Consider the following 19,073-nt stretch of genomic DNA (forward strand, 5'->3'; position numbering starts at 1 on the left):
ACGGAGAAATGAAGTACGAATCCCAAAAAATTGCCTACGCCTACTTCGCAGTGGCGATGGGCCTATTCGCGATCCAGGTGACCGGCGGCTTGCTGGCCGGCTGGATCTACGTATCCCCCAATTTCGCAAGTGACCTGCTGCCGTTCAACATTGTTCGGATGCTGCACACCAATGCGCTGATCGTCTGGCTGATCCTGGGCTTCTTCGGCGCCGCCTACTTCCTGATCCCGGAAGAGGCCGAGCGCGAGATCCACTCGACCAAACTGGCCTATCTGCAATTGCTGATCCTCGTGGTCGGCACGCTGGGCGTGGTGGTCACCTATGTCTTTAACCTGTTCGAAGGCAACTGGCTGCTGGGCAAAGAGGGGCGTGAGTTCCTTGAGCAACCTAAATGGGTCAAGGCGGGTATCGTCGTGGCCGCGCTGATCTTCCTTTACAACGTGTCGATGACTGTTCTGAAGGGTAAGAAAACTGCGATCTCCAACATCCTGTTGTTGGGTCTGTGGGGTCTGGCGCTGCTGTTCCTGTTTGCCTTCTACAATCCGGGCAACCTGGCCTTGGACAAGCAATACTGGTGGTACGTCGTGCACCTGTGGGTCGAAGGCGTTTGGGAACTGATCATGGCCTCGATCCTGGCTTACCTGATGCTGAAGCTGACCGGTGTTGATCGAGAGGTGGTAGAAAAATGGCTGTATGTCATCGTCGCTGCCGCGCTGTTCTCGGGCATCCTTGGCACGGGTCACCACTATTACTGGATTGGTACCCCGGGGTACTGGCAGTGGATCGGTTCGATCTTCTCGAGCCTTGAGGTGATCCCGTTCTTCGCGATGATGGCCTTTGCCTTCGTGATGGTCTGGAAGGGCCGTCGGGATCATCCCAACAAGGCGGCGCTGCTGTGGTCGTTGGGCTGTGCCACGCTGGCTTTCTTTGGCGCGGGCGTCTGGGGCTTCCTGCACACGCTGCACGGGGTGAACTACTATACCCACGGCACGCAGATCACCGCGGCACACGGCCACTTGGCCTTCTACGGTGCCTATGTCTGCCTCAACCTGGCGATCTTCACCTATGCGATGCCGATCTTGAAGAACCGTGATCCGTACAATCAGGTGCTGAACATGGCTTCGTTCTGGCTGATGACCGGCGGCATGGTGTTCATGACCTTTGTGCTGACCTTCGCCGGAACCGTGCAGACGCATATGCAGCGGGTGGTCGGAGACTACTTCATGGATGTCCAGGATCAGGTCGCGATCTTCTACTGGATGCGCTTTGGTTCGGGGCTGGTCGTGGTTATCGGTGCGCTGCTGTTCATCTACTCGATCTGGGTTCCCCGGAAAGAGGTCATTGAACCTGGCAAAGCTGAAACCCCTGCGGAGTAATGGATATGGACGGCTCCATACAAATGGGAACGGGGGCGGCAAACGCCCCCTTCTACCTGCCCCAAGGCGATGAATGCGATGTTTTCACCGCCGCTTATAAAAACGATTTGCCGGTGCTGCTGAAAGGGCCGACAGGCTGTGGCAAGACCCGATTTGTGGCCCACATGGCTGCAAAGCTTGGCCGCCCGCTTTACACTGTGGCCTGCCACGACGATTTGGCTGCCGCGGACTTGATTGGACGTTATCTGCTCAAAGGGGGCGAAACCGTCTGGGTTGATGGCCCCCTGACCCGGGCGGTGCGTGAAGGCGCGATCTGCTATCTGGATGAGGTGGTCGAAGCGCGCAAGGACGTCACCGTCGTGCTGCACCCACTGACCGACGACCGGCGCATCTTGCCGATCGACCGCACCGGCGAAGAACTTGAGGCCGCACCCGGCTTCATGCTGGTGGCCTCCTACAACCCCGGTTACCAGAACATCCTGAAAACCCTGAAACCCTCGACCCGTCAGCGGTTCATCTCGCTGGAGTTCGACTTCCCGTCGCCCGAGATGGAAGCCGAAGTTGTCGCGCAGGAAAGCGGCCTTGCACTGGAACGCTGCAAGCCGCTGATCCGGCTGGCGAACAAGCTGCGCGGGCTCAAGGGTCAGGATCTTGAGGAAGGCGTTTCCACCCGTTTGGTCGTCTATGCCGCGACCCTGATCGCGCAAGGCATGTCGACCGACCGCGCCATCCTTGCCGCGATGATCGAACCTCTGACCGATGACGAGGATATCAAACGCGGGCTCCTCGATCTTGTCACGGCTGTCTTTGGGTGAGGCCGGCCGATGGTCAAGATCGATTTTGAGCCATGGGAACCCGAAGAAACGATCGGGAAACTGTGGCACACCCTTGCCAGCCGCCTCGATGCACCTGAGGTGCATGTTGGAGCCGCGGTCGACCTCTCGGAGGTCGCGGGGCGGCTGGCAGTCCTCTTCCGAGGGCTTGGGGGTAGTCCGGGCGTTGAATTGCGCCCGGTCTCACCCGAGGTTTCGCGCCACCGGCTAAGCTGGCGGCGGCGGTTGGGGACCGAAGTTGAACTGATGCCGCGTGCCTCGTTTGACGGTGAGGTTTTGCGCCTGCCGGACCGGCTGGCGGTTTACCCCTCGCGCGAGGCAAATGGGGCACTTTTTGTCTGGCTTGCCGCCGCAGCGGCCAATGCCGGAACACGAATTGACGAAGATGACCCGCTGCGCGCCGATCTGCGTGCGCTGGCGGCGGCCCGGCAGATGGTCGCGGCAACGCTTGACGATGCCCCCGGATTGCGTCCGTTGTATTCCGAACTGTGCAAGGGCCTGCTGCATCAACGCAGTGTCCCGGACCTGCCGCCAACTGAGGCTGCGGTCGAGGACCTGATCCGTCACATGCTGGGCGATCCCGCCCCCTTGTCCCCGAAGGCCGAGCAGCTATTGGCGCTGGGTGATGACCTGATTGCCCCTCGTGGCTATCAGCATTTCCGGCCTGTTCCCCTATGGCCCGAATTACGCGCTGTGGGTTTCTCGGAACATACCGAAGTAGAGAACCCAGAAACCGAAGGTCCGCCCGAAGAATCGGGCGAGAAAACCCACCGTGCCCGCCGCCGCAAATCCGATCAGGCCGAGCGCCAGGACAGTCTTATCCTGCATAAATTCGAAGCGATCCTTAGCTGGGCAGAGTTTCTGAACCTCAATCGGCGGGTCGATGACGATGACCCGGACAACGCCAAAAAGGCCGCCGACGATCAGGATGAGATCGGGCTGGGCCAGATTTCCAAAGCGCCCCCGACACGCCTGAAACTGCATTTGGACCTTGCGCCCGAAGATGTGAACCGCGAGCGTCTTTCGGGCCGGATTCTGTACCCGGAATGGGATGTGCGGACAGGCCAGTATCTGCCCGATCACGTCAATGTCTTGTTGTCCGACGCCGATATTCGTGACAATGCCGCCGATTTCGGCAAAGACCCCGCCACCGCCCGCCGCATTCGTGCCGTCAAACGCCAGTTCGAGGCTCTGCGTCCCGGTCGGATAATGACACGTGGGCATCTGGACGGAGACCAGCTGGACATCGAAGCCGCCGTACGCGCCGAAACTGACCGCCATGCCAGCGGTGAAGGGAACGAACGTGTCTGGATGCAATCCCGTCCCGAGGCGCGTGATTTGGCGGTCTCGATTCTGCTGGATGTCAGCCGGTCTACCGAAAGCGCCGTCACCGGTCGTGCTGTGATCGACATCGAGCGCGAGGCGCTGGCAGCTCTGGCCTGGGGATTGAACGCCTGCGGTGATGATTTCGCCATCCACGCCTTCAGCTCGCTTAAACGTCAGCGCGTCTACGTGCAGCGGTGCAAACGGTTTGACGAGCCGATGGGCGCACTGGTCGAGCAGCGCATCGCGTCGCTGCGACCGGGGCACTACACGCGGCTGGGCGCGGCGATCCGCCACTGTTCCGCAGATCTTGCCGCGCAATCCCGCAACCGTCGGCTGCTTCTGGTGATCACGGATGGCAAGCCCAACGATCTGGACCATTACGAGGGCCGTCACGGTATCGAAGATACCTGCATGGCCGTGCGCGAAGCACGCCGGGCCGGGCATTCGGTGTTCGGTGTCACCATCGACAAAACTGGCAAAAGCTGGTTTCCGCGTATGTTCGGTCAGGGCGGATTTGCCGTCATCCCCGACCCGCATCGTCTGACGATGGCGCTACCGCAAATCTACCGCCAACTGGTCGGCGCATGAGTGGCGAAGGTTAGGTCTTGCGCCACTCCGAGCAGGTCAATTGCACGATCCACTTTTCGTCGAACGGATCGGACCCCCATGCACGCGCTGCCGGTGCAGTTTTCACCACCGGATTTTGGCCGGATTTGTCAACGTACTGAAAATTGTGGTTGAGCGCGATTTCACCCTTTGGACAATACGTGGCCCGTAATACTGACTGCGCCAGAGATATGGCCTGAGATTTGTTTTGAGACGCTGAAAACGGCGCGTAAAATTGCGTTGTGTATTGGTCTTTTAACCGTGCGTGAAACTTTTTGGTGAAAAGACGTTTACTTCCTTGAACGCAAAGATTTTCAGACACCAGAACCGTCACAGGCAAGGCTTCTCCGGTTCCAGTTCTGGCGTATTGTCCTTTTGCGCCACGCTTGGCCGAGATCTCGATCTTTGATATTCCACCAGTATGGCGGATGACGATGGCGCGACCCTTCTTGGGATCAACACCGTAGAAGTCGGCGTCACCACTGGCATGTTTTTTGTAGTTGAAGACCGGCAGTCGCTTCATGCTGGTGCAAGCGCTGACGGCGGTCTGGCTCAGAAGGACTAGCGCCAAGGCAGACAAGATAACTTTCATTCGCAACTCACTTTCTTAACTTGTTTCAGGCCATCAGGCAGATCGCATTTGCCGCGCGAATAGGGAATGGTTCCCGATTTTAGGTTAAAGATGTCCCCTGGCTGGTAGGCCGTTACGCGAAACCCAATTATTCCTGCATACTCACAAGTCCAGGATCCGCCGCGTTGCAGAGTTTGCGGGTTGAAAGTGTTGGAGCTGTATTGGAAACACAGTTCGTCCAGCACGATTTTCCAGTTGCCAGAAACCGCTTTGCGATTGCCCGGGTACCACAGATAGGCTCGACCGTTTGGATCAAGGTATTCGATCTGATAGCCGTGCCCGGTGTCAAAGCTGGCATAGGTGAAGCCCGCCTTGGGAAAAGGTGTGTTCGCGTCCCTTTGCGCGCGCAATTCGTCGAACATTCTGTCGCGTGGGGTATCGCGACTACAATTGCTCAAGGCCAGAAAAACACAACCTAAGAGGACAAACTGCTTCATGCGTTCCGGTTAGGGTAGGATTTCGGCAGAAGTGTGTCGCAAAAAGAAAATACCGCCCCGGAGGGCGGCAATTGTTCCTGTCAGTGGCCGTTTTACTGGGCCGCTATCGGCATCCGGGCGATCTGGCAGCGTTGCCACAAGGCCGACAGCGCCCCAACCAGATGATCGATATCGTCATCCGTGTGAACCGGAGACGGCGTGATCCGAAGTCGCTCGGTCCCTTTTGGAACGGTTGGGTAGTTTATCGGCTGGATATAGATGCCAAACTCTTCCAGCAGCGTGTCCGAGATGAACTTGCATTTCACCGGATCGCCCACCATCACCGGGATAATGTGGCTGGGATTGGGCAAATGCGGGATGCCTTCGGCGTCCAAACGGGCACGGACCTGTGCCACACGGGCCTTTTGAAGATCGCGTTCCGAGTTTGATTTCTTCAGGTGTCGGATCGACGCAGCGGCCCCTGCGGCGGTTGCAGGGGGCAGGGCGGTGGTAAAGATGAAGCCGCTCGCAAAGCTGCGCACAAAATCGCACAGCGCCGCCGAGGCGGCGATATACCCGCCCACCACACCGAAGGCCTTGCCCAATGTGCCTTCTATGACGGTCAGGCGGTCCATCAGCCCTTCGCGTTCGGCAATACCACCACCGCGAGGGCCATAAAGACCAACAGCATGCACCTCGTCCAGATAGGTCATGGCACCGTACTTGTCGGCCAGGTCGCAAATCTCTTGGATCGGGGCGATGTCGCCATCCATCGAATAAACTGATTCAAAGGCGATCATTTTGGGGGCATTGGGATCAGCGGCGGCCAGTTTTTTCTCAAGATCTTCCAGATCATTGTGTTTCCAGATCACCTTTTGTGCCCGCGAATGGCGGATACCTTCGATCATCGAGGCATGGTTCAGCGCGTCCGAAAACACGATCAAACCGGGGATTTTCGCAGCCAGTGTTCCAAGCGCCGCCCAGTTCGACACATAGCCCGAGGTGAACAACAATGCAGCCTCTTTGCCGTGCAGATCGGCCAGTTCGGCCTCAAGCAGGACGTGATCGTGAGTGGTGCCTGAAATATTTCGTGTCCCCCCGGCGCCTGCACCACACCGATCCAGCGCATCATGCATTGCACCGATTACGGCAGGGTGCTGACCCATTCCCAGATAATCGTTCGAGCACCAGATGCGCACGTCCCGCTGCACCGACCCATCGGTCTGACGCGCGTTTGGAAATGATCCGCAGCGGCGTTGCAGGTCGATGAAAACACGGTAATTCCCTTCGTCCCGCAGGTCGTCCAGACTCTGGGTGAAAAATCGCTCGTAGTCCATCTTGCAAGCCTCCCGGATTACTGGCATTGGGCCGAGATTAGGCCTGCGGCGATGCTTGCAACATGACAATTGTCAAGTTGACCCGGGAAAAGACTGGTGCGTTTGGCTGCGCTTTGGCATAGCCTGAGCTCGAAGGATGTACCGGCCGGAAAACCGGCCAGGGAAAAAGGGGAACCTTCTTGGCGCATGAAGCACAAAAGGCAATTGCGCGGCAGTCGCTCTTGCTCAAAAGCCTGCCCGAACAGCACGTAAACACGCTGCTCAGCCACGCGATCTGGCGCAGCTATGATCGGGGTGAGACGATTTTCCTGCAGGAAGAAGAAGCCAAAGCCGTTCACGTGGTTTTGGCGGGCTGGGTCAAGCTGTTTCGGATGTCGCCCACCGGGGCCGAGGCCGTTGTCAGCGTTTTTACCCGTGGTGAAAGCTTTGGTGAGGCTGTCGCTTTGCGAAACGTGCCTTACCCTGTTTCGGCCGAGGCAGTATCGGCTTGTGAAGTCATGCACATTCCAAGCCCGGTTCTGTTGTCGCTGATGAAGGAAGACCCAGAAATCGGTGTCTCCATCCTGGCCTCGACCTTCACTCATCTTCATTCGCTGGTCGCACAGCTGGAACAGCTCAAGGCGCAGACCGGGGCTCAGCGCGTGGCAGAGTTTCTGCTGAACCTCTGCGATGCCGAAGTCGACGAATGCGATGTAGAATTGCCATACGACAAGATGCTGATCGCTGGGCGTCTTGGAATGAAGCCTGAGAGCCTGAGCCGAGCGTTTTCCCGGCTGAAATCAGTAGGTGTGAAAATCAATCGAAACCACGCCGAGATTTCGGATGTTGAACGCCTCAGGGATTATGCCGAAAGCGACCCTTCCGAAAAGTGACCAACGCTGAACCCCAGTGGTTAAAGGACCTGTGCCGTTGCTGCGGTGGGGCAGGCTTTGGGTTGTGCTCGATATTCTGGCGGTCGGAATAACTATTCGCTTATCCCGTCGTCCAGGCATTGCTCTGCTCACTATTTTCAATACAGGCTTGTTCAATCGGCCGCATGACCATAAGCCGAACCGAATACGCAGTTAAAAAGCAGTCAAAATCATGCAGGAAAGGCTTGGGAGGTTACAATGAAATCCACGTTAACAGCAGCTGCGCTGATCGTTATCGCCGCATCTGCGGTGCACGCTGAAGAAACCGTCTATGTTTACAATTGGGCCGACTATATCGACGAGTCTCTGCTGGATAAATTTACAGCCGAATCCGGGATCAAAGTCGTCTATGACAATTTCGACTCCAACGACCTGCTGGAAACTAAATTGCTCGCAGGAAACGCCGGGTACGATGTGGTGTTTCCCTCTGGTGGTTTTCTGCAACGTCAGATCGAAGCCGGAGTTTTTCAGCCGCTCGACAAGGAGCAGTTGCCGAACTCTGTCCACCTGTGGGACGCCATCGAGCAACGCACTGCGACCTTCGACCCCGAAAACAAATACTCGGTTAACTATATGTGGGGTTCAACGGGCATTGCAGTGAATGTCGGAAAAGTTCGCGAAGCGCTTGGCGAAGACATCCCATTGGACACGATGGAGTTGCTGTTCAACCCCGATTACGTATCCAAGCTTGCCGAATGCGGCGTGAATTTTCTGGACGCGCCGACCGAACTTGTACCAGCTGCACTGACCTATATCGGAGAGGACCCGAACTCGCAGAATCCCGACGTTATTGCAAAGGCCAAACCTGTTCTAGACGCGGTTCGCCCATATGTGAAAAAGTTCAACTCGACCGGCTATATTAACGATCTGGCAACGGGTGAAGTGTGTGTTTCAATGGCATGGTCCGGAGACGCGCTGCAGGCTCGGAACCGGGCAGCAGAAGCTGGAAACGGGATCGAAATTGCATATGGCGCATTCAGAGAGGGGTCTGGAATGTGGTTTGACCAGATTGCGATCCCGGCGGACGCACCGAACCCGGAACTGGGCCATAATTTTATCAACTTCCTGATGGACCCCGAGAACGCGGCGGCGATTTCAAACTACGTTTGGTATGCGAACGGCAACCTTTCGTCGCAAGAGTTTCTGAACGAAGAGATTTTGAATGACCCAGGCCTCTATCCATCAGAAGAGGCGATGAAAAACTTGTATATGAAGGCACCGTGGGATGCCGATACGCAGCGTTTCGTAACACGCATGTGGACGGGGATTAAATCCGGTCAGTAGTCGGCTGTTCAGTGCCAATAATCCGGCGTGGGGCGATCACAACTCGAGATCGGCACTATGTGTTGCGGCAAGGTGAGGGTTTATCACCTTGCCGCAGGACGCTTTGCATTTGACCCTGGAGGGCTGCTCAAGGAGACTAGCGCTGGATGCGGACCTATAGACCCGGTAAAGGGAGTTCGGGGCCGGGCAAAACGCAGGCGGCACCAGTTCAAACCGGCATGAGCAAATTAGAAACAATCCTTTGTGCTGTTTCAGACGGCTTGGAGCGTCAAGCGAAGGAGTCGCCCGACTATCCAAGTTTGAATCTTCCCAACCCGGATTTTGACTTTCAGTTGCGCCGAAACCAAATCTGTGCAGCTGGCTGGCTGCTGTTCTTGTTCGGAGTAGCGCCCCGCAAAAGGTTGGGCCGGGTCGTTCTGAAATCGTTGCCGCATTTGGAGCTTGCACGAGTTCCGCGCTGGAGATTGCCACAAGCACTTGATGACGCAGTAGCCGCCTTGACAAAGGCTCACACCGAAGAAGTGAACACTGCAATTGTTGGCCCCGGCCGTATTGCCAAGAGAGTTCGGAACCTTATCGATTTAGGCGCAATTCGCAGTGCGCGCGAACTCTTTGAGCAAAATACAACCGATCTGGGCGATAGATTTGAACCACTCCAGCGGCGGTTGACCAAACTTGAGAGCGGCCATCCAGTTCCGGAATGCGGCCACTGGCTTGCTGGTCACCGGCAAGCCGCTTCGACCGGCACCCACAAACCAGCGGCAAGCTCTGAAGCCGATCAGCGCATCGCTAATCAAGAGATCGTCGACTTCGTCTGTGGTAAAGAAACTGCGAGCACAGCAGAAATTGATACGCTGCTTGCTGACATCGCGGCTATACCAAAACGTGCCCTTTCCTTGATTGATTTTCTGCACAACGGATTGGACGCTAGTTTCAAGCCTAAGTTGATCGCCGCAGCGTTGCGCTTGGCGCCGATGGCGCGTTTCGTGATGTTTTCACACTGGCATTGGGTCGACGAAAACCTTTTGGCCGATGCATTGCAAGAGGCGCTCTCGCGCGGTCAAACATACTTTGTCGAGGCGTCGCTTTTGCGTGCGATGTCAGGGAGGTTAGCACCTCCCCAAAATAAGCCGGAGAAAAAGAAATTATTTGATGATCTTTACCTACTTGCGAAGGGCAGGGCGGCCTTTGGACAAGACCCGCTGACAGAATTGGCAAAATCCCAAGGTGTACGCGTGGTTGAACCGGAGCCATCATCCAATACATTTGCCGCTGATCAAGACTATAAAACCACATCCAACGGCACGGCTCATGGAATCGCGTCCGTGCTTACAAGACGCGCGAAAGCGTGGTTGCAGAGCGGGGCAGAAAAAACAAATGGAACGATCGTGTTTTCTCCGCACGCGCAAAACCTTGCCTTTGCGTCACGGCGGCTACAGGTTGCCTTGGCGCAAACGGGTAAGCCGGTCCAGACGATCGTCTCGGTCGCGCCTGAGGTTGGTGATCCGGCTGAAGCCTCGGACTTTTTGACTGCGGTACGAAACGAGGGATACGACATCACGTTGTCGGGCAGGTGGTTGACCCGGCGCAACTCTTACTCAGGCCGATACTTGGATTTTTTGCGCTCGGGCGCGGTGCTCCAAGTCTATTTTGACGGGCAAAGAGCCCCCGGCAGACGGTTTTTCGTGCCGTGGTTGCTGCGACCGGCAAAACTGCCAGGGTTTCCCGCGCAATTGGCGATTTCCAGCGGCGCCGATATATGCTTTGCCGCAACGTGGATTGACCAGGATGGGGCGCCGGTCATCGATATTATCCCACTTGTCGCACCGCCTCGAGCGGGCTCAAATCTGGTTCGGACATTGTGGCTAACGCAACAATTCGCGCGTGCTTGCCGAAGTTTTGCAATGGCGCAGAACATGCCGGTCCGACGGCAACTGATCGCCGAATATGGCGGACCGATGCCCAAGCGCAAGTTGATCAACTTGGAAACCTGGATGCAAAGCGAAACGGTTCGCCAAAGCAAGTTGTGTTGGCTTGCCGATCATGACCCGGACCGAATTGCGATACGAACTGCATCCGAGTCAGTTTCCTATGGTTGCCTGGCAAGCCTGTGTTTGCGTATGTCCCAAATGCTGTTGCATTTTCAGGATACTGCGCCTCGTCACACAGCTCCTGACCGGAAATTCGAAGATCAGCATCGGGTGTTGTGTTTGCTGCCAGCCAGCCCGGCTGCAATCGTGACACAGCTGGCCAGCACCGCAAGTGGAAGTCTGCTGTGCATGGGATTGCCCGAGGATTCAGACGAACAGCTTGCCGAGCGTATAGATGCGTTTGATCCCGATCTGATTGTTGTCACGTGTTCGCGATGGAGCCGCTTGATTGCTTCCCACCCGGAACTAGAGAGCAGGAACGCTCTGATTATCGGTGAGGCTTGTGATCAGGCTGACTTGCATTTCCTTTTGGAGAGTTTTGCCGAAGCTCCGGCGCTGCCGCCCCTGGACCTTAAATGTCCGGCCTACGTCGTCTACACGTCGGGCAGTTCGGGAAAGCCCAAGGGTGTCGTTTTGGCGGCAGGCATGGCCTCGCGCATGCGCGTGTTCAATTATGATGCGCCGCAAACATTGCTGACGGTTGTGCGTTGGGATACGGCAACAGCCTTAGAGACGCTGCCGGCATTTGTGGGAAGCCACACGATAATCTTGCCTCCCGCCAACGGGTTTACCAATCTGAAACAGCTCTGTGATCTTATGATCGCAACATCCACAACGGCCCTTTCCGCCCCGTGCAGCGTACTGCACGGAATGCTGCAAAACCCCGATTTCTCGCCAGAGTTGCTGCCAAAACTAACCGTTTTTTACCCTTGGGGAGAGCCGAGCCGGGCACGTCTCATTCAGGATCTCGTAAGGCGTTTTCCGAAGGCTGAAATAAATGCGACCTATGGGGCTTCGGAGTTTATCGAAGTCTCACACGGAACGCTCGCCGCCGAAGATTTTACCAATTATCAGGGGTCTCCCGGGGGGATGCTTCTGCCGGGGGCAAAGGCGGTCAATTCAGAAGGGCGTGAGTTGCAAGTTGGTGAGATTGGCCGTGTCAAAGCCATGGGCTACGATCGAACCTTGGGCGATTTCAAAAGCCTGCAATCGGGCGATCGGGTCTGTGACCCACTCGAGGATGCGATTCTTCTGGACGATTGGGTGACAATTCTGTCGGACGGAAGTTTGGATGTTCTGGGTAGGGTCGACGATATCGTCAACATTCGAGGGCGGAGATTGTCAATGACGGGCGTATCCGAAACAGCAGAAACCGTGGAAGGGGTCGGGCGAGTATTTGCCGCCGCTATTACTGTTCGTGACGCCGATGCCGTTGCCATTGCTGTTGAGACCAAACGCAAAGACGCCGGCATTCTGGAAATAGAACTGCGGCAAGCCATCACCAAAAGGTTCTTTTCTGCCGCCGCGCCTGTGCGCAGCCTGTACTTAGAGGAATTGCCACGCCTGCCCAGCGGGAAACTGGATCGAAAGAGACTGAAGGCGGCTCTGGAAAGCGGTTGTTCTGACGCGTTTGGATTGATGGTGTCGACCAGCAGGGGGGCGGCAACCTCTGAGAAATCTCTGACCCCCATGTTAGAACTGTTAAGAGACTTCGCAAATCATGAGGGCCTGATCCCGCGGGCAAGGTTTGACCCGGACAGCACTCATCCATTTCTGGATTCCATCCTCAGTCTGATACTCATGCTAAGTATTGAAGACAGGCTAGGAACCCTACCGCCTTCCACCGTATTTGATCGTCAAGAACCAGCAACATGGCGGGAATTGTCGGAAGAGTTATGCGCTTGCCTGCCACAAAAATAATCACTTTTGCGGGCAGTGTTTCGTCGGGGGGCAGGATTTGGTCTTGGCCTGAGCAGCGGGTCGCGGAAGATGTAATAGCTGTGTCGCGACAGCGAGATACGCGCGCAGCTATGTTTTGCGCCGCACCGCTTTAACTCAAACCATCTAGTTGTTCTGTTAGGTTTTGGTGGAGCCTAGGGGAGTCGAACCCCTGACCTCTTGCATGCCATGCAAGCGCTCTCCCAACTGAGCTAAGGCCCCATCAAGGTACTGCCGAAGCAGTGGACGGACGTTTATGAGACGGCGGCGAGGAGTGCAAGTCCAAAAAATGGAATTTGCCAAAAAGTTCCGCTTAGCGTCCGGGGGTGCGAGGCGGCGATGGGGCCGCCTCTGACCGGTCTTAGTTTTCGTCTTCCGACGACATATCGGTGATGTCGTCCAACGAGACGTTATCATTTTCATCGTCGTCATCGTCCAGCAGATCGTCGTCCAGTTCGACATCGACATTGTCGTCATCGTCCAGAACAAGATCTTCATCCGACGCGTTTTCACGCGCTTTGGCCGATGCAGCATCTTCCGCATCTGCGGCGATCATCCGGCTTTTGCCGGTCTCAAGCTCCACGATCTCGCCGGTGTAGGGGCTAACGATCGGGTCCTTGTTCAGGTCATAAAACCGCTTGCCAGTTGTCGGGCAAACGCGCTTTACGCCCCATTCTTCCTTGGGCATGTCAAATCCCCTTGATATCAGGTGAGTCGTATCAACGATTCAGGTCACGTGCCACATGCAGCGGGCACTGTCAAAGCCTTTGAGCAGGAGAAACAGGCATATGGGAGATCACGCGCTGCCCGGAACACCGCCGGTGCCGCTGACATTGCGCAAATCGGCACGGGCAAGGCGGATCAGTCTGCGGATTTCCCAGCTGGATGGGCGGGTTACGCTAACCTATCCTCAGGGCGTGCCCGAAATCGAAGCGCTGAACTTTGCCCGTACAAAGGAAGAGTGGATTCGCCAGCACCTGCAGGATCGCCCCGACCCGGCAGTGGTCCAATTTGATCAGACCATACCCATAGAAGGGGTTGAGCGGCGAATCGTGCGTGCGCAAGGGCGGCGGGTTCTGTTGCGGGACAATGAGATTGCGGTGCCTGAAGGGGCTGAGGCGCGCCGCCTAGCCCGGTTTCTCAAGGAACTGGCGCGGGATCGCCTGACCGGCGCTTGCGATGACTATGCGGCGATGCTGGGCCGGAGCTATTCCAGCCTGACCATTCGGGATACCCGCTCTCGCTGGGGGTCGTGCAGCTCTGCTGGTGGGTTGATGTTTTCCTGGCGGTTGATCTTCGCTCCGTCTGAAATCCTGCACTATGTTGCGGCGCATGAGGTGGCGCATTTGGCTGAGATGAACCATTCACCGGCATTCTGGGAGCAGGTTGAACGGATTTTCGGAGACTATCGCCAACAGCGGCGCTGGCTACGTGACAACGGAGCGCAGTTGCATCAGTACAGGTTTGAGGCCGGCGAGAGTTGACCCGGGCGTCGTTTGTGATCACATGGGGGAATGTTAAGCGCACGTCCCTCCGAGTCCCAGACAGCCACGCATGATCGGGTATATCGCACGCTACGAACACGGATCATGCATGGAGAAATGGCTCCGGGTCAGGCATTGACTCTGCGCGGGATCGGCAAAGAGTTCGGCGTGTCGATGACCCCCGCGCGCGAGGCCGTGCGGCGGCTGGCGGCGGAAGGGGCATTGTCCTTGTCAACGTCTGGCCGGGTTTCAACGCCAGAGTTGACCAATGATCGCATCGAGGAACTGGCTGCCCTGCGCGCATTGCTTGAGGTCGAGCTGGCCAGCCGTGCCCTGCCGCGGGCGCATATGGCGCTGATCGATCGATTGCAAAGCATCAACATGACCGTGGCCGAGATGGTCACCAAACGTGATGCCGTCGGCTATATCCGCACAAATCTGGAATTTCACCGCACGCTTTACCTGCGGGCGCAGGCCCCGGCGATGTTGGCCATGGCAGAGACCGTGTGGTTGCAGCTTGGGCCGACCATGCGTGCGCTTTATGGCCGGTTGCGGAGAACCGATCCGCCACATTATCACAAGTTGATCATTGCTGCATTGCAGGCGGGGGATGAGCCGGGTTTGCGTCTGGCAGTGCGTTCTGATGTGACACAGGGTCTGCGGATGCTGGTAAGCTGAGCGGCTTGTCGCCGAAGCTCAGAATCTGTGGTGGATCGGCATAGTCCTTCTGGCTTGAGGACTGGGTCTGAGCTACTCTGACCCCAATCACAACAAGAGCAGATTTTAGCCATGATCAATCGACGGATATTTTCCTTAGGCCTCGGGTCGACCCTGCTGGCCGCGTGTTCCACTGGCGCGCCCAGCAGCGCACCCGCGACGCGCATGCGGGCTGTGCCCAACGCCGGATGGGATGCCTGGGTCGCCGGTTTCAAAGGCCGTGCGGCGTCGCAGGGAATTTCACAGACTACACTCAACCTTGCCTTTCAGGGTGCTGGATATTTGCCCGACGTGATCGAACGCGACCGCAATCAGGTGGAATTCAAGCGTTCGCTCGAAGACTATCTGGCCATCGCGGCCTCGGACGAGCGGATCGCTACGGGTAAGCAGATGCTGGTGCGCCACGCGGGCACGCTATCGCAGATTGAGGCGAAATACGGCGTTGATAAAGAGATCGTGGTTGCCGTCTGGGGGTTGGAAAGCCGCTATGGTGCCCGGCGTGGTGACGTGCCGGTTATTTCGGCGGTGTCGACACTGGCCTATGACGGAAGACGTGGCGCGCTTTTTGAAAAACAGCTGGTTGCGGCGCTCAAGATCATTCAGGAGGGTGACACATCCCCTGCGAACATGACTGGTAGTTGGGCCGGAGCGATGGGGCATACGCAGTTCATCCCAACCTCGTATCTGGCTTATGCCGTGGACTTCACCGGCGACGGGCGAAGGGATATCTGGTCCGAGGACCCGACGGATTCACTGGCCTCGACCGCAGCTTATCTGGCGCGCGCCGGTTGGGTGCGCGGGCAACCCTGGGGCGGAGAGGCGGGCACTGTGTCCGGCACGCCCGTCGCGGTGTTGCAGCCACAAAAGCCGGGCCCGCGGATCGCTGTGTTCCGCAATTTTCAGGTGATCAAGCGCTATAACAACTCAGACAGCTATGCGATCGGTGTCGGGCATCTGGCCGACCGGATTGCAGGTGGCGCACCGTTTCAGGCCTCGTTCGGACCAGATGCGACCGGCCTGACGCTGGATGATCGGAAAGAACTGCAGCGCCGCCTGACCTCGGCGGGCTATGATACGCAGGGTGCGGACGGAGTGATCGGGAACAATACCAAATCCGCCATAAGCGCCTACCAGCGCGCCAACGGTCTGTCCGTGACGGGCGAACCGTCGGTCGCATTGCTGCGTCAGTTGGGCGGCTGACGGGTTACGCCGCCAACCCCTTTGATCCGATATCCAGAAACTTCTGACGGCGGTCTTTGATCAGGGCCGCCGCATCCTTGCCCTCCAGCTCTTTCAGCATGAGGGTAATGGCGTCGCGCACGGACTCGACCGCCGCAGGACGATCCCGATGGGCACCGCCCTTGGGTTCGTTGATGATCAGGTCACAGACGCCCAGTTTGTGTAGGTCCTGAGCGGTCAGGCGCAGCGCTTCGGCGGCTTCGCGCATCTTCTCGGCGTCTTTCCACAGGATCGAGGCGCAGCCTTCCGGAGAGATCACCGAGTAGACTGAATGCTCCAGCATCGCGACACGGTTCGCCGTGGCAAAGGCCACCGCCCCGCCGGAGCCGCCTTCGCCGATGATAACCGAAACCAGCGGCACACCAATCTTCAGGCACATCTCGGTTGACCGTGCAATGGCTTCGGACTGGCCGCGTTCTTCGGCGCCTTTGCCGGGATAGGCCCCGGCGGTGTCGATCAGGGTGATGACGGGCAGGCCAAAGCGGCCAGCCATCTCCATCAGACGCACGGCCTTACGATACCCTTCAGGGCGGGCCATGCCAAAATTGCGTTCGATCCGTGATTTGGTGTCCGACCCCTTTTCGTGGCCGATCACCATGACTGGCTGATCGTTGAAGCGCGCCAGACCACCGATCACGGCCAGATCGTCGGCAAAGTTGCGATCGCCCGCCAGTGGGGTGAATTCGGTGAACAGCGCTTCGACATAGTCTTTGCAATGGGGTCGTTCGGGATGGCGGGCTACCTGACATTTCCGCCAGGGCGTCAGATCGCCATACAATTCGTCCAGCAATTTGGCGGCCTTGGCATCCAGCGCCGCGGCTTCTTCGGCCACGTCCATCTCTTCGTTGGCGCGGGCCAGCGCGCGCAATTCCTCGGCCTTGCCTTCAATTTCGGCCAGGGGTTTTTCGAAATCCAGATACTGGGTCATGACGCCTCTCAACGCGGAAGTTCCCTGCTATATGACCTGACGTCGCCCGGGATGCAACTCAGCAAGATTTGTGAATGAGGAATATGCATGCTCGATTGGGCAAAGAGAAGAAAGGCCGGACATGGCAACCAGCTATGAAAACCGCATTCTGCGCGTGTTGGACTATATACATGATAACCCAGCCGGGGATCTTTCCCTGGATGCGCTTGCGGATGTGGCCGCCATGTCGCGGTTTCACTGGCATCGCGTTTTTCGCGCGATAACCGGTGAAACCTGCGCACAGGCCGTGCGTCGGATCAGATTGCATCGCGCCGCTGTGGGGCTGGTGCAATCGGACCGAGCAGTGTCGCAGATCGCGACCGATGTCGGTTATCCCAACCTGAACTCTTTTGCGCGGGCCTTTTCCGAGGCCTACGGCAGCAGCCCCGCATCTTTTCGTAAGGTCGGGCAGTTTCTGCCAGCCCATCCACAATTCAGAACCGGAGATTATCCCATGTATCCTGTAACCACCCGTACTGAACCCGCCCGCCGCGTGGTCGCCTTGCCTCATAAGGGGGCCTACGCCGAGATTGGCAAAAGCTTTGAGGCATTTGGAGCCTTGTGCGAATCTCGGGAACTGACACCCCAGCTTGGTCCGGTGATCGGCCTGTATCTCGACAGCCCCGATGCGGTGCCCAAAGACGACTTGCGTAGTTACGCCGGGGCCGAGTTCTATGGTGACTCGACACCCAAAGGACTGGAAGCCCTGAAGATCCCCGGCGGCAAAACGGCCGTGCTGACCTTCAAGGGCCCGTATTCCGGTCTGGAAGCGGCTTATCATAGCCTGTTTGGCGGCTGGTTGCCGGACTCGGGCGAGGAACCCGCAGATCAGCCCTGCTACGAAATCTATCTGAACGATCCCCGTGAGACCGCGCCCGAAGATCTGCTGACCGAAATTTGCCTACCTCTGAAGTAATTCAAGTCGGCCACAGAACCGGATAGAGTGACGCCACAAGCAGCGCCGCCATAGTCCAGTTGAACAACACCAGACGGCGCGGGTTCGTCAGGACACGCGCCATTTGCTGGCCCAGAACCGTCCAGGTGCTGACCGAAGGCAGGTTTACAGCGCCAAAAATCAAAGCCACGATCACGATGGCTTGCAACGTGTGATCCGGCGTATAGGCCGTGGTGGCAGTCAGGGCCATCGCCCACGCCTTGGGGTTGACCCACTGAAACGCGGCGGCCTGAAGAAAGGTCATGGGCTCGCCCTTGGCTATCTCGCCGTTGGTCGGGGCGGCATGCGCGATCTTCCATGCCAGGAAAAGCAGATATACCACAGAGGCGACTTTCAACACGGTGTAGCTGACCGGATACCGATCGAACAGTTGCACCAAACCGGCGCCGACCAACAGAACCATAACGGTGAACCCCAAGCCGATCCCCAGCATATGTGGGACGGTGCGGCGAAATCCGAAATTTGCTCCCGACGCCATCAGCATGAGGTTGTTGGGTCCCGGTGTAATGGACGAGACAAAGGCAAAGGCGATCAGAGCCAGGAGTATATCGTGCGTCATGCCGTGAATAATTGCTCACTCACAGCCAAATGAAATTGCGTTCTGGCGCGTGTTTGCGATAATTTAGCAATTAATGGCGAAAATTGATCAAATTAATCAGCAAATATTGCATGAACTCTCACGGGACGGTCGCATCAGCAATCTGGATTTGGCTGATCGCGTTGGCCTGTCACCATCGGCCTGTTTGCGCAGGGTTCAGGAATTGGAGCGCTCGGGTGTAATCGTGGGCTATCGTGCTGTACTGAACCCGATTGAAATGGGCGTCGGGTTTGTTGCCTATATCGGGGTGGGTCTGGGGGAGCACACCAAAGCTGCGCAAGAGGGGTTCGAACATGCCTTGCAACGTGCGCACGAAGTGGTCGAGTGTCACAATATTACCGGAACTATCGAATACCTGTTGCGCGTGGAATGTGCTGACCTTGCCGCGTACAAAACCTTTCATACAGATGTGCTGGGCACCCTTCCGCAGGTGACTTCGATTACGTCTTACGTTGTGATGGCGTCTCCGAAAGACATGCGTGCCTGACGGCATGGAATGTGATCTCTAACTGTCTTGCGGGGCA

At 57.2% G+C, this 19,073-nt stretch carries 18 protein-coding genes and 1 tRNA gene; 11 read left to right on the forward strand and 8 right to left on the reverse strand.

Annotated features, from left to right (window positions below):
• Positions 1-8: 8 nt before the first annotated feature.
• The 3 genes from ACR0IY_RS15495 to ACR0IY_RS15505 are packed head-to-tail and all read left to right on the forward strand — an operon-like array spanning position 9 to position 4,123.
• Positions 9-1,376, forward strand: a complete 1,368-nt coding sequence (locus ACR0IY_RS15495) for a cbb3-type cytochrome c oxidase subunit I (protein WP_480674801.1) — start codon at positions 9-11, stop codon at positions 1,374-1,376.
• Between the two features lie 5 nt (positions 1,377-1,381).
• Positions 1,382-2,191, forward strand: a complete 810-nt coding sequence (locus ACR0IY_RS15500) for an AAA family ATPase (protein ID WP_480674803.1) — start codon at positions 1,382-1,384, stop codon at positions 2,189-2,191.
• A 9-nt stretch (positions 2,192-2,200) separates the two neighbouring features.
• A complete protein-coding gene (locus ACR0IY_RS15505; protein WP_480674804.1) occupies positions 2,201-4,123 on the forward strand; it encodes a nitric oxide reductase activation protein NorD in 1,923 nt (640 codons plus the stop codon).
• A 10-nt stretch (positions 4,124-4,133) separates the two neighbouring features.
• On the opposite strand, the gene ACR0IY_RS15510 is transcribed toward ACR0IY_RS15505, so the two are convergent.
• From ACR0IY_RS15510 to hemA, 3 genes are all read right to left on the reverse strand, one after another.
• The gene (locus ACR0IY_RS15510; RefSeq protein ID WP_480674806.1) at positions 4,134-4,664 is read right to left on the reverse strand and encodes a hypothetical protein; all 531 of its coding nucleotides are present in this window, start codon (positions 4,662-4,664) and stop codon (positions 4,134-4,136) included.
• 65 nt (positions 4,665-4,729) lie between these two features.
• A complete protein-coding gene (locus ACR0IY_RS15515) occupies positions 4,730-5,134 on the reverse strand; it encodes a hypothetical protein (RefSeq protein ID WP_480674808.1) in 405 nt (134 codons plus the stop codon).
• 167 nt (positions 5,135-5,301) lie between these two features.
• Entirely contained in the window at positions 5,302-6,525 is a 1,224-nt protein-coding gene (gene hemA / locus ACR0IY_RS15520) for a 5-aminolevulinate synthase (RefSeq protein WP_480674810.1), read from the reverse strand.
• Positions 6,526-6,704: 179 nt separating this feature from the next.
• Here hemA and ACR0IY_RS15525 point away from each other — a divergent pair, with 179 nt between their 5' ends.
• The gene (locus ACR0IY_RS15525; RefSeq protein WP_480674812.1) at positions 6,705-7,397 is read left to right on the forward strand and encodes a Crp/Fnr family transcriptional regulator; all 693 of its coding nucleotides are present in this window, start codon (positions 6,705-6,707) and stop codon (positions 7,395-7,397) included.
• A 237-nt stretch (positions 7,398-7,634) separates the two neighbouring features.
• Complete coding sequence (locus ACR0IY_RS15530) at positions 7,635-8,720, forward strand: polyamine ABC transporter substrate-binding protein (protein ID WP_480674814.1); 1,086 nt, start codon at positions 7,635-7,637, stop codon at positions 8,718-8,720.
• A gap of 581 nt (positions 8,721-9,301) precedes the next feature.
• On the opposite strand, the gene ACR0IY_RS15535 is transcribed toward ACR0IY_RS15530, so the two are convergent.
• Positions 9,302-9,634: a hypothetical protein gene (locus ACR0IY_RS15535; protein WP_480674816.1), complete on the reverse strand. Its 333-nt coding sequence runs from the start codon at positions 9,632-9,634 to the stop codon at positions 9,302-9,304.
• Between the two features lie 474 nt (positions 9,635-10,108).
• Between ACR0IY_RS15535 and ACR0IY_RS15540 the strand changes: the two genes are divergently transcribed.
• Complete coding sequence (locus tag ACR0IY_RS15540) at positions 10,109-12,571, forward strand: AMP-binding protein (protein ID WP_480674818.1); 2,463 nt, start codon at positions 10,109-10,111, stop codon at positions 12,569-12,571.
• Between the two features lie 164 nt (positions 12,572-12,735).
• Here the strand turns inward: ACR0IY_RS15540 and ACR0IY_RS15545 are convergent.
• Positions 12,736-12,811: transfer RNA gene (locus ACR0IY_RS15545), tRNA-Ala, on the reverse strand.
• A gap of 139 nt (positions 12,812-12,950) precedes the next feature.
• Positions 12,951-13,277, reverse strand: a complete 327-nt coding sequence (locus tag ACR0IY_RS15550) for a TIGR02300 family protein (protein WP_480674820.1) — start codon at positions 13,275-13,277, stop codon at positions 12,951-12,953.
• Positions 13,278-13,377: 100 nt separating this feature from the next.
• Between ACR0IY_RS15550 and ACR0IY_RS15555 the strand changes: the two genes are divergently transcribed.
• The 3 genes from ACR0IY_RS15555 to ACR0IY_RS15565 all read left to right on the forward strand — a co-directional run bounded on the left by ACR0IY_RS15555 (position 13,378) and on the right by ACR0IY_RS15565 (position 15,990).
• A complete protein-coding gene (locus tag ACR0IY_RS15555; protein WP_480674822.1) occupies positions 13,378-14,073 on the forward strand; it encodes a M48 family metallopeptidase in 696 nt (231 codons plus the stop codon).
• Between the two features lie 30 nt (positions 14,074-14,103).
• Complete coding sequence (locus ACR0IY_RS15560) at positions 14,104-14,751, forward strand: GntR family transcriptional regulator (protein WP_480674824.1); 648 nt, start codon at positions 14,104-14,106, stop codon at positions 14,749-14,751.
• Between the two features lie 111 nt (positions 14,752-14,862).
• Complete coding sequence (locus ACR0IY_RS15565; protein WP_480674826.1) at positions 14,863-15,990, forward strand: lytic murein transglycosylase; 1,128 nt, start codon at positions 14,863-14,865, stop codon at positions 15,988-15,990.
• 4 nt (positions 15,991-15,994) lie between these two features.
• On the opposite strand, the gene ACR0IY_RS15570 is transcribed toward ACR0IY_RS15565, so the two are convergent.
• Positions 15,995-16,957, reverse strand: coding sequence for an acetyl-CoA carboxylase carboxyltransferase subunit alpha (locus tag ACR0IY_RS15570; protein WP_480674828.1), 963 nt, complete (start codon positions 16,955-16,957; stop codon positions 15,995-15,997).
• A gap of 121 nt (positions 16,958-17,078) precedes the next feature.
• Between ACR0IY_RS15570 and ACR0IY_RS15575 the strand changes: the two genes are divergently transcribed.
• The gene (locus tag ACR0IY_RS15575; protein WP_480674830.1) at positions 17,079-17,912 is read left to right on the forward strand and encodes an AraC family transcriptional regulator; all 834 of its coding nucleotides are present in this window, start codon (positions 17,079-17,081) and stop codon (positions 17,910-17,912) included.
• Between the two features lies 1 nt (position 17,913).
• Here ACR0IY_RS15575 and ACR0IY_RS15580 read toward each other — a convergent pair whose 3' ends face one another.
• Entirely contained in the window at positions 17,914-18,510 is a 597-nt protein-coding gene (locus ACR0IY_RS15580; protein ID WP_480674832.1) for a LysE family translocator, read from the reverse strand.
• Positions 18,511-18,583: 73 nt separating this feature from the next.
• Here ACR0IY_RS15580 and ACR0IY_RS15585 point away from each other — a divergent pair, with 73 nt between their 5' ends.
• Entirely contained in the window at positions 18,584-19,036 is a 453-nt protein-coding gene (locus ACR0IY_RS15585) for an Lrp/AsnC family transcriptional regulator (protein ID WP_480674834.1), read from the forward strand.
• Positions 19,037-19,073: the final 37 nt, after the last annotated feature.

The sequence above is a fragment of the Ruegeria sp. BC1 genome, from assembly GCF_056539305.1.

Coding starts and splice junctions, on each gene's coding strand:
- ACR0IY_RS15495 (WP_480674801.1), top strand. CDS start 9: ATGAAGTACGAATCCCAAAAAATTGCCTACGCCTACTTCGCAGTGGCG.
- ACR0IY_RS15500 (WP_480674803.1), top strand. CDS start 1,382: ATGGACGGCTCCATACAAATGGGAACGGGGGCGGCAAACGCCCCCTTC.
- ACR0IY_RS15505 (WP_480674804.1), top strand. CDS start 2,201: ATGGTCAAGATCGATTTTGAGCCATGGGAACCCGAAGAAACGATCGGG.
- ACR0IY_RS15510 (WP_480674806.1), bottom strand. CDS start 4,664: ATGAAGCGACTGCCGGTCTTCAACTACAAAAAACATGCCAGTGGTGAC.
- ACR0IY_RS15515 (WP_480674808.1), bottom strand. CDS start 5,134: ATGTTCGACGAATTGCGCGCGCAAAGGGACGCGAACACACCTTTTCCC.
- hemA (WP_480674810.1), bottom strand. CDS start 6,525: ATGGACTACGAGCGATTTTTCACCCAGAGTCTGGACGACCTGCGGGAC.
- ACR0IY_RS15530 (WP_480674814.1), top strand. CDS start 7,635: ATGAAATCCACGTTAACAGCAGCTGCGCTGATCGTTATCGCCGCATCT.
- ACR0IY_RS15550 (WP_480674820.1), bottom strand. CDS start 13,277: ATGCCCAAGGAAGAATGGGGCGTAAAGCGCGTTTGCCCGACAACTGGC.
- ACR0IY_RS15555 (WP_480674822.1), top strand. CDS start 13,378: ATGGGAGATCACGCGCTGCCCGGAACACCGCCGGTGCCGCTGACATTG.
- ACR0IY_RS15560 (WP_480674824.1), top strand. CDS start 14,104: ATGTTAAGCGCACGTCCCTCCGAGTCCCAGACAGCCACGCATGATCGG.
- ACR0IY_RS15565 (WP_480674826.1), top strand. CDS start 14,863: ATGATCAATCGACGGATATTTTCCTTAGGCCTCGGGTCGACCCTGCTG.
- ACR0IY_RS15570 (WP_480674828.1), bottom strand. CDS start 16,957: ATGACCCAGTATCTGGATTTCGAAAAACCCCTGGCCGAAATTGAAGGC.
- ACR0IY_RS15575 (WP_480674830.1), top strand. CDS start 17,079: ATGGCAACCAGCTATGAAAACCGCATTCTGCGCGTGTTGGACTATATA.
- ACR0IY_RS15580 (WP_480674832.1), bottom strand. CDS start 18,510: ATGACGCACGATATACTCCTGGCTCTGATCGCCTTTGCCTTTGTCTCG.
- ACR0IY_RS15585 (WP_480674834.1), top strand. CDS start 18,584: ATGGCGAAAATTGATCAAATTAATCAGCAAATATTGCATGAACTCTCA.